General features: G+C 45.8%; 16 protein-coding genes. 7 read left to right on the forward strand and 9 right to left on the reverse strand.

The features are described 5' to 3' along the window. Positions 1-63: 63 nt before the first annotated feature. The 5 genes from FZ040_RS04190 to hydF form a co-directional block, all read right to left on the reverse strand. Entirely contained in the window at positions 64-963 is a 900-nt protein-coding gene (locus FZ040_RS04190; RefSeq protein WP_149170857.1) for an ROK family protein, read from the reverse strand. Then, on the reverse strand, positions 963-1,607 hold the full coding sequence (locus FZ040_RS04195; RefSeq protein ID WP_149170858.1) for a hypothetical protein: 645 nt from the start codon (positions 1,605-1,607) through the stop codon (positions 963-965). The genes FZ040_RS04190 and FZ040_RS04195 overlap by 1 nt, the downstream gene beginning before the upstream one ends. Positions 1,608-1,690: 83 nt before the next feature. Beyond that, entirely contained in the window at positions 1,691-2,626 is a 936-nt protein-coding gene (gene metA / locus FZ040_RS04200) for a homoserine O-acetyltransferase MetA (RefSeq protein WP_149170859.1), read from the reverse strand. A 133-nt stretch (positions 2,627-2,759) separates the two neighbouring features. Next, positions 2,760-3,734, reverse strand: a complete 975-nt coding sequence (locus FZ040_RS04205) for a hypothetical protein (protein ID WP_149170860.1) — start codon at positions 3,732-3,734, stop codon at positions 2,760-2,762. Between the two features lie 77 nt (positions 3,735-3,811). Next, positions 3,812-5,017, reverse strand: coding sequence for a [FeFe] hydrogenase H-cluster maturation GTPase HydF (gene hydF, locus FZ040_RS04210; RefSeq protein ID WP_149170861.1), 1,206 nt, complete (start codon positions 5,015-5,017; stop codon positions 3,812-3,814). Between the two features lie 110 nt (positions 5,018-5,127). Here hydF and FZ040_RS04215 point away from each other — a divergent pair, with 110 nt between their 5' ends. Next, on the forward strand, positions 5,128-5,703 hold the full coding sequence (locus tag FZ040_RS04215; RefSeq protein ID WP_149170862.1) for a hypothetical protein: 576 nt from the start codon (positions 5,128-5,130) through the stop codon (positions 5,701-5,703). A 60-nt stretch (positions 5,704-5,763) separates the two neighbouring features. Here the strand turns inward: FZ040_RS04215 and FZ040_RS04220 are convergent, their stop codons facing one another. The 3 genes from FZ040_RS04220 to FZ040_RS04230 form a co-directional block, all read right to left on the reverse strand. Further along, positions 5,764-5,997, reverse strand: coding sequence for a hypothetical protein (locus FZ040_RS04220; RefSeq protein ID WP_033171477.1), 234 nt, complete (start codon positions 5,995-5,997; stop codon positions 5,764-5,766). A gap of 278 nt (positions 5,998-6,275) precedes the next feature. Then, positions 6,276-7,124 carry a histidinol-phosphatase gene (locus FZ040_RS04225; protein ID WP_149170863.1) on the reverse strand — a complete coding sequence of 283 codons (849 nt, stop codon included), beginning with the start codon at positions 7,122-7,124 and terminating at the stop codon, positions 6,276-6,278. Positions 7,125-7,202: 78 nt separating this feature from the next. Then, on the reverse strand, positions 7,203-8,009 hold the full coding sequence (locus FZ040_RS04230; RefSeq protein ID WP_149170864.1) for an HAD family hydrolase: 807 nt from the start codon (positions 8,007-8,009) through the stop codon (positions 7,203-7,205). A gap of 545 nt (positions 8,010-8,554) precedes the next feature. Between FZ040_RS04230 and FZ040_RS14400 the strand changes: the two genes are divergently transcribed. The 6 genes from FZ040_RS14400 to FZ040_RS04260 all read left to right on the forward strand — a co-directional run bounded on the left by FZ040_RS14400 (position 8,555) and on the right by FZ040_RS04260 (position 12,967). After that, the gene (locus FZ040_RS14400) at positions 8,555-9,052 is read left to right on the forward strand and encodes a methyl-accepting chemotaxis protein (protein WP_255448762.1); all 498 of its coding nucleotides are present in this window, start codon (positions 8,555-8,557) and stop codon (positions 9,050-9,052) included. A 237-nt stretch (positions 9,053-9,289) separates the two neighbouring features. After that, positions 9,290-9,724 carry an OB-fold protein gene (locus FZ040_RS04240; RefSeq protein ID WP_173663267.1) on the forward strand — a complete coding sequence of 145 codons (435 nt, stop codon included), beginning with the start codon at positions 9,290-9,292 and terminating at the stop codon, positions 9,722-9,724. Positions 9,725-9,884: 160 nt separating this feature from the next. Continuing rightward, the gene (locus FZ040_RS04245; protein ID WP_149170867.1) at positions 9,885-10,667 is read left to right on the forward strand and encodes a zinc ribbon domain-containing protein; all 783 of its coding nucleotides are present in this window, start codon (positions 9,885-9,887) and stop codon (positions 10,665-10,667) included. A 483-nt stretch (positions 10,668-11,150) separates the two neighbouring features. Then, a complete protein-coding gene (locus tag FZ040_RS04250; RefSeq protein WP_149170868.1) occupies positions 11,151-11,669 on the forward strand; it encodes a hypothetical protein in 519 nt (172 codons plus the stop codon). Positions 11,670-12,002: 333 nt separating this feature from the next. Then, on the forward strand, positions 12,003-12,386 hold the full coding sequence (locus FZ040_RS04255) for a hypothetical protein (RefSeq protein WP_149170869.1): 384 nt from the start codon (positions 12,003-12,005) through the stop codon (positions 12,384-12,386). Between the two features lie 32 nt (positions 12,387-12,418). Then, complete coding sequence (locus FZ040_RS04260; RefSeq protein ID WP_149170870.1) at positions 12,419-12,967, forward strand: hypothetical protein; 549 nt, start codon at positions 12,419-12,421, stop codon at positions 12,965-12,967. A 68-nt stretch (positions 12,968-13,035) separates the two neighbouring features. On the opposite strand, the gene nirJ2 is transcribed toward FZ040_RS04260, so the two are convergent. Then, positions 13,036-14,037, reverse strand: coding sequence for a putative heme d1 biosynthesis radical SAM protein NirJ2 (gene nirJ2 / locus FZ040_RS04265; RefSeq protein ID WP_033171482.1), 1,002 nt, complete (start codon positions 14,035-14,037; stop codon positions 13,036-13,038). Position 14,038 lies beyond the last annotated feature (1 nt).

Genomic DNA, 14,038 nt, shown 5'->3' on the forward strand with positions numbered 1-14,038 from the left:
CGTTAAAATCCTCTTGCAACTACGTTTAAATTTCATTAAATAGTTGCTTGACACAACAAAGGATTAATTTTTCTGCAAAAGGCTGTACAGCGCACCAATCATGCCCGCATCATTTCCCAGCTTGGCAAATTCCAACCGCGTTGCCTTGCGCATTGCCGGCACCACCAATTCCTCCAGGCGCTGCTCGATACGCGGCCGCAGGTATTCCTGCTGGGCCATGATTCCACCGCCCAAAACAAAGACCTCGGGGTTCAGCAGGCAATAAATATTGGCGATACCTTCCGAAAGGTTATCTACCATGTGCTCAATCGCCAGCACAGCATCGGCATCGCCACACATCGCCCATTCAAAGACGGTCTCGCCGTCAAGCTCCGCCGGGGAAACATTATGTGAAGCTGCCGCTTCCACAATCATTGCCCTGGCCGAGGCCACTTCCTCTAAAACGCGGTGGTCGCCATGAATACGCATAAAACCGGCTTCGCCAGCACTGAAGCCTGCGCCATGCCAAATCTTACCATCCAGCACAAAACAGCCGCCAACACCAGTTCCCACCGTCATGACGAAAGCAGAGCCTGCCCCTTGGGCAGCGCCCCGCCAATACTCACCCAAAGCGGCGGCATTGACATCGTTTTCCACCACACAGTTGACACCGCAGGCCTCGCGGACTGCGGTGCCAAGTTTCAGTCCCGTATATCCTGGGAAACTTCTTTCGCCAGCAAAGACAATCTCACCGCTGGCATCAGGACGTACGATACCTGCCGTATCGATCGCCACGCCATCGAGGAGAAAATCCTGCTGATAGCGCTTTACAATTTCGACTACCTTGCGGAGGATGCCCTCGCCGCCCTCCTCGCGAGCCAGCGTCGGCCGGCTCTTCTTTTCAAGGAAAGCTCCCGTTTCATCTGCCAATCCATATTTGATGGCCATGCCACCAATATCAATCGTCACAAAGTTTCTCTGCATTACTCACGAACGCCTCTTTTACTGCTTTTCGTAACGCGGCCTTTTTTCTTGTCCTTGGAATCCTTGACGTTCTCTTTGGTCGACCGTTTTACTTCCGGTTTCGGTGCTTTGGCGCCCTTGACCGTCTGCGTACGATCATAGATTTCCTGATAGTGGTCGGATGCGTATTTCAAAATCGCACGATAGAATTTTGCATCTACATCTTTTTCCGAAAGCTCGGTGATTTTCACCACTTTATCCGATGTTGTCGTACCGAGTACACCCCAGTCACTATCGAGGTCATCATGCTTCGTAACCTGAACCGTCTGCTCTTTGAGATTGAACTTCAAATATTCCGCACAGCCGACGAGGTCATCATAACCACTGGTCGACAACCCTTTCCAGCGGCGTTTCGACACGACATCGCGAATCTGTACCTGGTCATAGGTCTTGAGTACCGGCACTAAGAGGATATCCGGCGTCATATAGCCAGCATCATCCTGCGCAAAATAAAACTGCTGCTTGTTGAAGTAATAATTCTGACGAGCCGTAGACTGCACCCACTGATAGACATCCTCGGAAATAACTTCCGTGGCATCAGCCTGTGGCGCTGCCATAAAAATCATTGCTGCTGCAAGAATTCCGGCACCCCATCGCTTATTCATAACAAGTCCCCCTACGTTTCTATTTTTCATCCAAATATAATAATTTTATCAGCTTCAGCTGAAAAAATACTGAACACCTTTTATCAGTATTCGCTTTCCTTATAGAGTTCATCGAGCTCGTACGGCGTTTCCTGATAGACATAATAGTTCAGCCAATTGGCAAAGAGAAGGTGTGCCACACTGCGCCAGCGCACAATTGGCGGCTTCGATGGGTCATCATCCGGATAATAATTCTGCGGAATCTGCGGATTCATACCCGCTTTGAAATCGCGGTCATATTCCTGCTTGAGCGTGGTCGGGTCATACTCAGCATGACCCGTGATGAAGAACTGCCGCTTCTCAAGGTTGGCAATGATATACGGCCCGGCCTCACTATCCGATTCCGCCAGAATCGTCAGTTCCGGCACCTTCAAAATATCCTCTTTATGCTCCTCCGTATGGCGGGAATGCGGCACATAGAACTCATCATCAAAGCCCCGAAGCAAACGCTCGTGTTCCACGCATTTATGGTGTTTGAATACGCCAAAAATCTTTTTAGGAACCTGGAATTTCGGAATCCCATAGTGATAATAGAGTCCTGCCTGCGCGCCCCAGCAAATATGGAAGGTGGAATACACATGGGTCTTGCTCCACTCCATGATTTCGGCTACCTCATCCCAATAGGCAACCTCTTCAAACTCCATGTGTTCCACCGGAGCACCCGTAATAATCATGCCATCGTACTTTTTGTGGCGCACCTCATCAAAGGTACCATAAAACTGTGCCAAATAATCACTTGGCGTATGGCTTGGCACATAGGTTTCCGTATAGATAAAATCCACCTCAACCTGAAGCGGCGAGTTGCCGAGCAAACGCAGCAGCTGCGTTTCCGTGATGTATTTGATCGGCATCAGATTCAGAATCAATATCTTAAGCGGACGGATATCCTGACTGTAGGCGCGGTCCGCATCCATAACGAAAATATTTTCACTTTCCAGAATGTGCGCTGCTGGCAGCGCATTGGGTACTTTTATTGGCATCTGACCACTCCCTTAACCTCTCGAACTGCATAACCATCTTCCTTTATGCACATACTTTTTTATTATACCATAAATTTATTCATTACAACATTACAAACAAACGACCTTCCTCTTTTGAGGAAGGTCGTTTGCATCAAGTCCTGTCATACTTCCGCTCGTAGCGATGTACCCAATCATCATGTGTTGTCACATACTCACGAAGCTTTTCGACCATCTGATGTTCCGCAGAAGTTTCCGAAATCATGCGGTAATGGCCATCGAGCTCATTTTCCATGCTCTGCCAGCCGCGCTGTGGCGTCCAATGGTCTCCGCTGATAACTTTGATTGTCGACTCCGGCAGATTGATTGCCAATTTCTGATGTTTGACATCTACCGCTTTGCCGTTGGCATCCTTTGTTTCCTGCCAGGACCAGAAAATGACATTGTCCTTTTCCATCCGCATGGTTGACGTATCGGCAGAAATCGTAAAGCGCACACCATCCGGCTGCTTTTTCTCGAAAATATCATACCAACGGTCCTTGGCCTTGGCACGGGCAGTTTCCCCCGCGCCTTTGAACGCGCGGTCGACAGCTGCCGTATAGAAAGCCTCATCGAATGCCTGACTGTTTATTTCCTTGCCCTTTTTATCGTTATCGCGCTCAGCAGGGTCCCGTTTTTCCGACCAGATGACATTGCCGGCCTTATCATAGAAATACTCCTCGAGGTACCAGCACTGGCGTGTCTGCGGATTCAGGGAAATAAGCGCCGTACTGAACGCCAGCTTGCCCGGGTCGCTGAACTTCTTCAGCAGCTTGTAATCGCGCAGGGTATCTTCTGCCCCGCCATAACTATAAGCCGTTTTCGTCCAGGCCTGGACCTCAGTCTCATATCCTTTTGCTCCCGTAGCCGTCTTGCGCGGCTGCGCTACTACTGACTGTAAATCGATAAACTTGCTGTAACGGTCATCGGCACTGAGCCAATACCAGTTATCCTGTTCAGCCGCCTCATCGGTATCCTGCGTCTGTGCTGCCGCAGCTGCCGGAACCATCGTCAACGCTGCCGGAATCACCACAAGGCCAGCCGCCAGCATACCAACACCAAACCAATATCGCAATTCTTTTTTCATCATGATTCACCTCGTTGCCAAGAGAACAATTCATCAGAATATGTTACATTTTACCGTATTTTGATGCGAACATCAACTATTTACGCCTTTGCCGGCAATTCCACCTGGTCCAAAATCCCCAAAAGTTCGGCAATGACCACCCCGTAATTGCTCATAGGGATTCCCTGGCTGCGGCATTCCGTCACCCGGCTAAGTACATATTTGCGATTGAACATGCAGGCACCGCAATGAATCACAAAATCATACCCCTGCAAATCCTTCGGGAAATCGCGCCCCGCGACGATTTGAATATTGATTTTCTCCCCGAGTTTTTTCTTCAGCAGCCGGGGAAGTTTCACCCGGCCGATATCTTCGGCCAATGGCCGATGCGTGCACGCCTCAGCAATTAGGATACTAGCATCTTCTGGCAGCGAAGGCAGCTTCTTGGCTGACTCGGTAAAATACTCCATATCTCCCTTGTAGCCTGCAAACAGCACCGAAAAAGAAGTCAGCCGGCTCACCGCAGGCTTCTTTTCAAAGACGGTACGAAATACCTGCGAATCCGTGATAATAAGCTGAGGCGGTTCCTTTAGCAGCGAAAGCGTAGCTTCCAATTCATCCGTCGTGCAGCAAAGCACATGACATTTGCGGTCCAAAAGTTCCCGCAGCGTCTGCACCTGTGGCAGAATCAAGCGCCCTTTGGGGGCCTGGATATCCTGCGGCATCACGAGCAGCACCGTATCGCCAGCCTCACAGAGACCGCCCGTAATGCTCTGCTGCTCAAAATTTTCCGGCAACTGGCGGATAAGCTCAGCCCGGACATCGTCGATACCGGTTCTATCCGCAGCGCTGACAAAAATCGCGTTCAAGCCGGTCTCGTCTTTTACCTTTTCCGCCAGTGCGCGCCCTTTGTCGGGGAGCGTATCAATCTGGCTGACAACCGCCACCACCGGGGTCTTCGCCTCGCGGAACCGCTTCACCCAGGCGACTTCTTCCACCATATCCGCATCATGAAATAGCACCAGGGCAATATCGGTTTCCGCCGAGGCCTTCTCGGTCTTTTTCACCCGGAGCTGCCCGAGTTTTCCCTCATCATCAAAGCCAGCCGTATCGATGAATACTACCGGCCCAATGCCATGAAGCTCCATCGCCTTATAAACGGGATCCGTAGTCGTTCCCGGCACATCCGACACCGTAGCAATTTCCTGTCCGGTAAGTGCATTGATAAGGCTTGACTTGCCACTGTTGCGCCGCCCAAACAGTCCAATATGCAGGCGATTCGCCCGTGGAGTATCATTAAGGCTCAATGTTTTTCACGCTCCTCTTTCTTCCATTTCGTTTAGTATAGCATACCCTATTCCAAATATGATACACTATAATTATAGAAAATATGCAAACGTTAAAGGAGTTTCCTGTTATGAGTGATTATACGAATTTCCAAGTTGGCGAAGCATTCCCACTGCCCATAAAAAACCAGCAGGACGGCGGCATGTTTCAGGTTGACGCCAACGGCTGCATGTTCATCCTTCAACTGTCCCATACGGACATCATTGCCATCGAAGCCTTCCGGACGGGTAAAATGGAACTTGGCCTCTACGAACAGGACGGGCTTTTATTCTTCCTCTACCAAATTGACGGCATCTTCAAAGAGGGCTGGGGCGATGCGCCATTCTCCCTTTCCGGCATCAAAGATGAGCTCATGCCCACCGAAAAAAGCCTGCGCGACCCGGTCATCCACCTTTACCTCGTTGACACCACGCTGAAAATCCTGCTGGCACAGCGCGACATCCGGCTGAACGATAAATTCATGAGCATCATCCGCAAACATGTCCAAAAACAGCAGCAGAAACCATTCTCACAGGAAACCTACCGAAAAAAAGTTCAGCAGGTCTGGGCTGCCAAGACCTCAGCGGCGATGCGGGAAAAAGCCAGTGCCGTTCAGGAAGTCAACCTGGATATCTCCATCCCCCAGCCACCTAAAACGCTAAACTAAATCAAGACATTAAAAGGGCGCCTCTCGAAGAATACTCGAGGGCGCCATCTTGCATATTTGTTACGCGACACCTACAGCCACGTTGATATCATTCTCACGGCTATCGAGCCATTCAGCTACTGCCAAATACTCCGCAGACTTGCGATCTGCCGAAGCCAAGCCGACCACGTCATGATGCTCAGCATAGTCCTGGAAATTGGTATGTCCCATAAGTCTAGCTGCCTTCGTGAACTGTTTCACGCGGACCGGAATAAATACATCTTCCATCCACTGCGAATAGATCTGTACCTTCATGATAATCACTCCTTGTATCAAAACTCTGATCGTAATTGATTAAATTGATGAAATAACCATCCACAGCATTTCAACCAATTAACAATCATGCAAGTACAATCCGCTGTCTTTGCCGTCTTGTTACAAGTTATATCGTTTTTATCATGAAAAATCTTAAGCCCCACGTAACAAATATGTAAAACTTATTCGATTTTTCTACTTATATTTTACTCGTTTCGTAACACCCTGTCAATACTATTGTGCGAATATTTTTATTAGTATAAATATATAGTATATCATCAACCAAGTTCGATAACTTTTCGTTTTCTCCCTGCCAGCTGAAGCGTTGTGGTATAACCAAATTGCTTGACATAGTCCACGGCCTGCTGATTATAGGCGCCACAGTCTTCTGGTTTATGCGCATCCGAAGTCGTGATGACCGGCAAGTCATATTTCGCCGCTATCTTCATAAACTCCGGATACGGCGTTATCTCGGCAATCGGATAGCGGTAAAACGTTCCCGTGTTGACATCGACAATCATATTGGCCTTCTTCATGGCCTTTGCCACCCGCTCTAAATATGGCGTCACATCAAAGTCCGGCAAGAACTTGAACAGGCGGATATTGAACGGATGGCCCAACACATCGTAAAGGCCGGAAGCCGCTAACTTCTCGGCCTCTTCGGTATACCACTCATAAATGTCTTCGAGCGGGTGCTTTTCCCATTCGGCGATGATTTCTGAGCAGTCATACGCCCAGCCGTGAAGGAAATGAACCGAACCAATCACATAATCAAAATCATAATCCTTCAGGATATCCTTCACTTTCTCCTGATCCTGAAAATTGCAAACCTCAATGCCTGTGCGGACCGTATGCTCTTTCCGCAGTTCTGCCATAAAGCGGAAATAATCGTCTAACGTATATTTGAACTTGTTTGACTTCAGCCACTGCTGCTGAAAAGATCCCATCGCGGAATCGTCCAAAATCAAATCTTCATAATAAAGTTCCTTGAACTCTGGAAAGGTATGAGAATGTTCCGATATGCCAATTTCTGCTATGCCGCGTTCATTCGCCGCCCGGAAAAATCCCTCAACCCAAGTCTTATCGTAGGAACCCTTTTCGAAATGCATATGGTAATCTATTTTCATTATCATTCCTCCTCATACAAAAACCTGCAGCCTCATTGTAGCATATCCGCCACCGAAGTTACAGGTTTACATTTCTTATTAGCCGCAAAGCCCTTTATCCATAAGTCTTTGAATCCCACGCAGGACACCAGCCTCCGCATTGCTGCCGGTCGAAAACCGGGCCAGCTTCTTAATATCCGGATGCGCATTATCCATGGCAAAGCTGTAATCCACCGCTTCCAGCATTTCAGCATCATTCAAGTAATCACCAAACGCCGCACATTCCTCCGGTTTTATTTGCAAATACTGCTGCACCTGCTGAACGGCAACCCCCTTGTTGATGTCCGCATTCATGACATCCACCCAATAATCACTGGACAGGACGACCTGCAGCTGATTGCGGAACGGTGCCAAAAGCGGGTAGATTGTCTCCGCCGCATTGCCCGCCGGGTCAAAAAAGGCCGCTTTGATGGGTTCATCCTCGATTTGCGCAAAATCATCAACTACTTCCGAATGCGTATAGTATTTATCCAGTTCAGCCTGAATTACCGCATCATGTTCAGCCGCCAAAACATACGCATCCTGCTTGCCACAGAAAATCCGGTAAATCGATGGCTGCTGGCCAGCGGCCGCCAGCACCTGTTGTGCCAGCTGGCGGTCCATAGAACTCGAAAAGAGTTCGCGCCCCTGATACATTACCATCGTGCCGTTTTCCGCCAGGAACAGGAATTCATCCCGGTATTTTTCAAAACTATCCAACAGCGAAAAGTACTGCCGCCCGGAACATGGCGCAAACAGGATTCCCCGTGCCTTAAGCTGGCTGACCATATCATCAAAACCGCTTGGCAGCTCTCCCTTTTCATCGAGCAGCGTCCCATCCATATCCGACATAACGAGTTTAATCATATCAATACTCCTATCGCCTTCTATTTCATTCGAAGCATATTGTCATTTCGTAGCAAATATATTATAACGTAAATCAGCGGCCTCTGCCAAGCAAAAAAATGCCTTCCCACTATTTTTTCACAGAAAAAAGGATTATTAAAGCACCATGAGGAATAATAGAAAGATAAAAGGTGTAGTATGAAGGAGGTACAAACATGGCTTTTCCAGAGAATATCAAATCGGATGAAGACATTTTGAACGCATTCAAGGTGGTAATCCCTTATATCAACTCCATTGTCCGCGAGGACGTTGTCATTGTTCTTACCAATCTCACGGAATATATCGATTACGTACGTGGCAAGACGCTCGACATCAAAATCAAACCCGGTATGCCAATCAAGGACATTCCTACGATTCAGGAATGCATAAAGTACGACCGCGTTACCTATGACGACCAGGACGCCAGCGTTTACGGCGTGCCTATCAAAACGATTTTCTCACCGATTCATGGCGTAAACGGCAATGTTATCGGTACCATCAGCACGGGCGTAGATATGGAAAGCAACATGAACCTCGTCCGTTCCATCGAAGACATCACCACGGCTACCAAGACCGTCTATGATGCCGTCGAACAGGTAGCACAGAGTGCTGGCGAGCTGGCAAAAGCCGGACAGCAGTCGGTCGAGCAGGCAAAATTCCTGCAGGAACGCAATGCCGATACGCTGAAAGTCATCGACTTCATCACCAATATCGCCGGCCAGACCAACCTGCTCGGTCTTAATGCCGCCATCGAGGCTGCCCGTGCCGGTGAACAGGGCCGCGGTTTCGCCGTCGTTGCTGAGGAAGTCCGCAAGCTTGCCGAGCAGTCACGCGAGGCTACCGAAAAGATTCAGTCCACGCTGGCAGAAATGAATACTGCCGTCAACGAAATCTCCCGCACGATCGAATCGACGGGTGCCATCAGCGAAGAACAGGCTGCCTCCACCGAGGAAATCACCGCCCACCTGGCAAGAGTAACCCAGGCGGCCGAACAACTCAACAAATTCATCGCTCTGTTCAAATAAGAACGTCAAAAGGAACTGCCCCAAGGCAGTTCCTTTTTTATTACCTCAAATACTCTTATCTCATCATCCCCAGCAGGAATCTTCCTTCCATTATAGAATTAAGTAGATAGATATTAATGTCCCTCATTAACAAAATCTTCTTTCTATTTTTTATCACCTTTTCGAGGCTTACACTTCACTCCCACTTAATAACAATATCCCTAACAATAACACATCCAATAAAAAGGAGCGATGAATATGAATGCAAGAAACATTGTTCTCACCACGCTTTTATGCATCGTAACTATTTTTTCGATATTAGGCTGTGGTGACACTTCCTCAAACGAAAAAACTAATAAAAAAATCTCCTATACGAATGTAGATATTAATGTTCTTATGAATGACCTTGAAATCAATGCTGCATCTGCTTCAAAAAAATATAAAGGTAAATATGTACGTATTACCAATGGCAGAATTACCAACATAGATTCCGACGGTGATTATTTCACGCTTGAACCGTTAACCGAAAATCTCACCTTAGCATCAGTTCATTGCTCTATTGAAAGCAAAAAGATAAAAAAACAATTATTATCATTACGAAACGGCGAGCGAATCATTGTTTATGGCCATATTACAGACGTTGGAGATATTATTGGATATAGTCTTGATACACAAAAAATCGAAACACCTTAAGCACCCATATAACTAATATGCTACATTTATCATAATTCTTTCATCCTAGTATAGAATCTTCTATACTATTTTATGCTATCTGCTATTGAATTAAAAATGTAAATACGTCAAAATCGCTATACTATTTATACAATTCCATATTAAAATGGAGTGTTTTATAATGAGCAAATTTTGTTCTGAGTGCGGAACCGAACTTCATAACGATAGTGTATTCTGTGGCAACTGTGGAAAAAAAGCTCCCAATATGGACGCATTAATCCACAATAATCCTACTAACACAAAAAAAGAAATACCTACTAGCAATATAATCAGTTTGAGCGAAATAAAAGAAATCTTATTAACACCTATTGAACTCCCTAGAGCAAAGCAAATTGAAACATATTTATTAAAGCAAAAAAATTATAACAACAATATTGAATTCACATTATTACAGTTAACCTTAAAAATGCATAAACAATTGGAGGATTTAAAAGCCGATATACGCAACATAACGAATAATAATTATTATAACAACAACCACTCCCCACAAAATCATACAAACAGCTATGTTATGTCATCAACTACTGGAGTGGCAGCTGGTGTAGCTTCCGGAATAATCACAAGCACTGTACTAAATAACGGCTACACAGAGACATCTCCCCCAATAATTCCAACTAACAATCCGAAAGAAACATCTTCCCCAATAAATTCATCAGCTGCAACTGAAAATCATCAAGAATTAATATCCATGAGTAAATCTATGCTTTCCTCTCTCATTAAAGAATATCAAAAAAAATCCAATTCAAAAAAATATGGTCTCAAAAACACGCAAGCCCAAGGCGGTGAAGATGACATCGATACGGAAACCAATAGTGAAAATACGCATTACGACGAGAGCACCGATGATGAAGACAATGATTCAAGTATCAGTGATTTTTTAGATAATATATTTGACAGAGATTGATATATATAACTTCACCTAAAAAACACTCAATCGATAAAGTCTGAATTTACTATGCTAGGAGGCACCATCATGAAAAAACATCCATATGCATCGGCCTATTACTAATATTATCTACAATATGCATTCCAAAAGTCTATGCCACCGATTATTACATGGGACAATATTCCAACGGTAACTATGCTTGGCTAATGTCAGACCACATAAAAATCGGCAATTACCGCAATTTCGAAGCTACTATAAAATCCGTACGAAATGGCAAAATCCACAGTTATATCCATTATGTATTTTCGGGTAGAGTTGGTCCTAATAGGTACATAGAGTTTTTTCAAAGTTCCGATGGACGCAGTGGTGAAATAAATGCCAACGGACTCGATCAATGGTCAATAAATATATGCGTGAGTGTGTTATCGTGGCTAACAGACGATTCCGGGATAGAGAATAAACAATAGCAACTTTTAATTTAGACATAGGGAGGTATTTGATATGAAAAAAACATCTACTCTGATATTAGTTGTTACATTTCTATTCAATGTTGGAACTATGTTTTTTCCAAGCGAAGCCAGCGCCGCTACATTGATTTGTTCAAAATGTGGTGCCACATATAGTGATCGAGAAATTCTACAAGAAGGCAAAGTCCATGAAAAATGTTCAGTAGGAGGCAAAAAGCACTACTTTTATCCAGCCGGCGGAAATGGTCATCCAGAATCCACTAGCAGTTACAAAATGGTTGTAAAACAAATACAGGGCAACTGGTATAACGACAAAGGAACATGTCTTTCAATAAATGGACATTATTTTAATGGTTGCCGTATACTGAGTGTAGCTGATGTCGCTGGTGGTGGAAGCAATTTTGGTGTGACGATTACTCTTGATGAAGCCGAAAACACTCGTGATATGCGTATTAGTGTGCAAATAGCACCAGAAGCAGGAAATAGCACTTTTTCTGATGGGACATTAACGCCTCGTATAATTATAGACAAAATTGCTTACTATAAAAAATGAAACGGACTCACTAAAAACTCTTGTAAGCCACGATAACGCATATAAAATATCACAAGACAAATATCCACGCATTCAAAAAAGGGCCATAGCATTTATGGCCCTCGGGAATGAAAAAGCCGCAGGCTATGTAGAGCCCCCCATAAGTTAGATTCCTTGGTCTAACTTATGGGGGCTCTACATAGGAACTTCCCCAAGGCAGTTCCTTTTTTTTGCAATTTTTTCTCTCCCTATCCAGCAGGAATCCATCGCTCTTTATAGAAATTTACACATATACAACTGCCGTTATATTTCACGTTTTTTCTATACCGAACCTATAAGAAAGGATGTGTACGTATGAAAAAAATCAGTTCCGTGATTGCTGGTATGCTGCTTATGCTATGTACCATATGCATTTCTCCAGTCTATGCCACCGATTATTACATGGGGCAATATTCCAATGGCAACCATGCTTGGCTAATGTCTGATAGCATAAAAATTGGAAACTATCGAAACTTTGAAGTCACGATAAAATCGGTTCGAAATAACGAAGTACGCAATTACATCCATTATGTTTTTTCCGGCGGCGTGGGCCCTAATGGATACATCGAGACGTTCAGCAGTTCTGATGGCCGCAGTGGGGAAATAAATGCCAGCGGCCTCGACCAATGGTCACCCGTCGAACACAATATTTATAACCACTACCAAACCGTATGGTCGGCACATATAACAGGACATTGACGAAAATAATCCGCTAAGGAGCGTGGTACATTATGTTGCGAATACTGACATCTTGTTTTTTCGCCCTGCTGCTATTTATCCCTTGTTCAATAGGACAAGCCGATTCACTATATCCGGAAACTCTCGGCAACGGCAATTATGTTCTGGTCTCCGCCCATCAAGGTGTAGCCAGGTATGCCGATAGAACCTCTGCCGTTATCAAGGAATCGCAACCTCCTGCCTACATGATTGCTATCAATGTGGTCTACGTTACCTTCTCCGAAGCCTACTGGCAGAAATATGGAACCTATAACGGAGGCCCCTATACCGTAGGCGATACTTCCACCCATTATTATCTTTATAACTACGAAAACAAAAAAATGGCCTCTTACAACGACAGCAACGGTAATTGGTCTCTTTGGGATATCAATCGTGATCATACTTATGCAGAGGGAGACCCATTTATTCCTTACACAGCAGAAGTGGCTTTTGTTTCAGCCTGCAAGATGCGTTTTTACAACGACACATTAGGATACAGCCCAATGCTTCAGCAATATCATCGTGTTATTGATGAAGATTTTTATCGTCGCTTGAACATCTGAATCCATCAAAAAATCCTCGTTGGCTTCTGCTAAGCCAACGAGGATTTTTTCGCAATCATTATATTTTCTTATTTCTCCCCACGACGACCGTGATATAGGCACCATGGTTCTTCGGACATATAGTCACCCTCGTGGTAATAGGCGGCGCGGGCACGGCAGCCGCCACAGGCACCTTTGTAGTTGCAGGTACCACAGCCACCACTATAGTCCAAGGTTCTGAGTTTCTTCAGAACTTCGCTGTTTTCCCAAATTTCATCGAATGGCGTTTCGTGAACGTCACCGAGTTCCATATTGAGATACGCACAGGGCTGCACTTTGCCGCGCGGGCTGATAATGCAGTAGGAAAGACCTGCCAAACAGCCGCGATGGAAGCGGCTCTTGTAGCCCAGCTGGTCGGCAATACGCAGGAACTGTGGCGCACAGGTCGGTTTGAGTTCGATATCGACTTCCTGCTGTTTTTTCATAATGCGCGTGAGTACGCTTTCGTACTGTTCTGCCCGCAGGGATTCTTCCTCGATGGTCTTAGCCCTTCCCGTCGGTACGAGGAAGAAGAAATGCACGGCTTTTGCGCCAAGTTCCACGGCAAAGTCCACCATATCTTCTACTTCTGCCTGATTCCAGTCCATAATAGTCATGTGAATCTGGAAGGGAATTCCCGCCTCGCGGCAGTTCTTCATGCCGGCCACGGCACCGTCCCAACCACCAGGGAAATTGCGGAATTTGTCATGCTTTGCCTTATCCAGTGAATCGAGCGAAATTCCCATGCCTTTCGCCCCAGCCTCTTTAAGCTTTCCAGCTACTTCCGGCGTAATCAGCGTACCATTGGTACCAAATACCGGAATCAAATGCAAATCGGCAGCATATTTCACCAGCTCAAAGATATCCGGACGTGTGAGTGGCTCACCGCCCGAAAAAATCATGATTTTAAAGCCTGCCTTGGCTATCTCACGCAAAAGTTTCTTGGCCTCTTCCGTATTCAGTTCTTCCTCAGCCTTGCAGCCCGCATCACGGTAGCAATGGGCGCAGTACATATTGCAGGCATTCGTCGTATTCCACGAAATGATTTTCATC

The organism is Pseudoselenomonas ruminis, from assembly GCF_008271295.1.
Classification (GTDB): Bacteria; Bacillota; Negativicutes; order Selenomonadales; family Selenomonadaceae; genus Selenomonas_A; species Selenomonas_A ruminis.

What these genes read in the sequence shown, in the direction of transcription:
- FZ040_RS04190 (WP_149170857.1), bottom strand. Translation starts at nt 963, where the DNA reads ATGCAGAGAAACTTTGTGACGATTGATATTGGTGGCATGGCCATCAAA.
- FZ040_RS04195 (WP_149170858.1), bottom strand. Translation starts at nt 1,607, where the DNA reads ATGAATAAGCGATGGGGTGCCGGAATTCTTGCAGCAGCAATGATTTTT.
- metA (WP_149170859.1), bottom strand. Translation starts at nt 2,626, where the DNA reads ATGCCAATAAAAGTACCCAATGCGCTGCCAGCAGCGCACATTCTGGAA.
- FZ040_RS04205 (WP_149170860.1), bottom strand. Translation starts at nt 3,734, where the DNA reads ATGATGAAAAAAGAATTGCGATATTGGTTTGGTGTTGGTATGCTGGCG.
- FZ040_RS04215 (WP_149170862.1), top strand. Translation starts at nt 5,128, where the DNA reads ATGAGTGATTATACGAATTTCCAAGTTGGCGAAGCATTCCCACTGCCC.
- FZ040_RS04220 (WP_033171477.1), bottom strand. Translation starts at nt 5,997, where the DNA reads ATGAAGGTACAGATCTATTCGCAGTGGATGGAAGATGTATTTATTCCG.
- FZ040_RS04225 (WP_149170863.1), bottom strand. Translation starts at nt 7,124, where the DNA reads ATGAAAATAGATTACCATATGCATTTCGAAAAGGGTTCCTACGATAAG.
- FZ040_RS04230 (WP_149170864.1), bottom strand. Translation starts at nt 8,009, where the DNA reads ATGATTAAACTCGTTATGTCGGATATGGATGGGACGCTGCTCGATGAA.
- FZ040_RS14400 (WP_255448762.1), top strand. Translation starts at nt 8,555, where the DNA reads ATGAACCTCGTCCGTTCCATCGAAGACATCACCACGGCTACCAAGACC.
- FZ040_RS04240 (WP_173663267.1), top strand. Translation starts at nt 9,290, where the DNA reads ATGAATGCAAGAAACATTGTTCTCACCACGCTTTTATGCATCGTAACT.
- FZ040_RS04245 (WP_149170867.1), top strand. Translation starts at nt 9,885, where the DNA reads ATGAGCAAATTTTGTTCTGAGTGCGGAACCGAACTTCATAACGATAGT.
- FZ040_RS04250 (WP_149170868.1), top strand. Translation starts at nt 11,151, where the DNA reads ATGAAAAAAACATCTACTCTGATATTAGTTGTTACATTTCTATTCAAT.
- FZ040_RS04255 (WP_149170869.1), top strand. Translation starts at nt 12,003, where the DNA reads ATGAAAAAAATCAGTTCCGTGATTGCTGGTATGCTGCTTATGCTATGT.
- FZ040_RS04260 (WP_149170870.1), top strand. Translation starts at nt 12,419, where the DNA reads ATGTTGCGAATACTGACATCTTGTTTTTTCGCCCTGCTGCTATTTATC.
- nirJ2 (WP_033171482.1), bottom strand. Translation starts at nt 14,037, where the DNA reads ATGAAAATCATTTCGTGGAATACGACGAATGCCTGCAATATGTACTGC.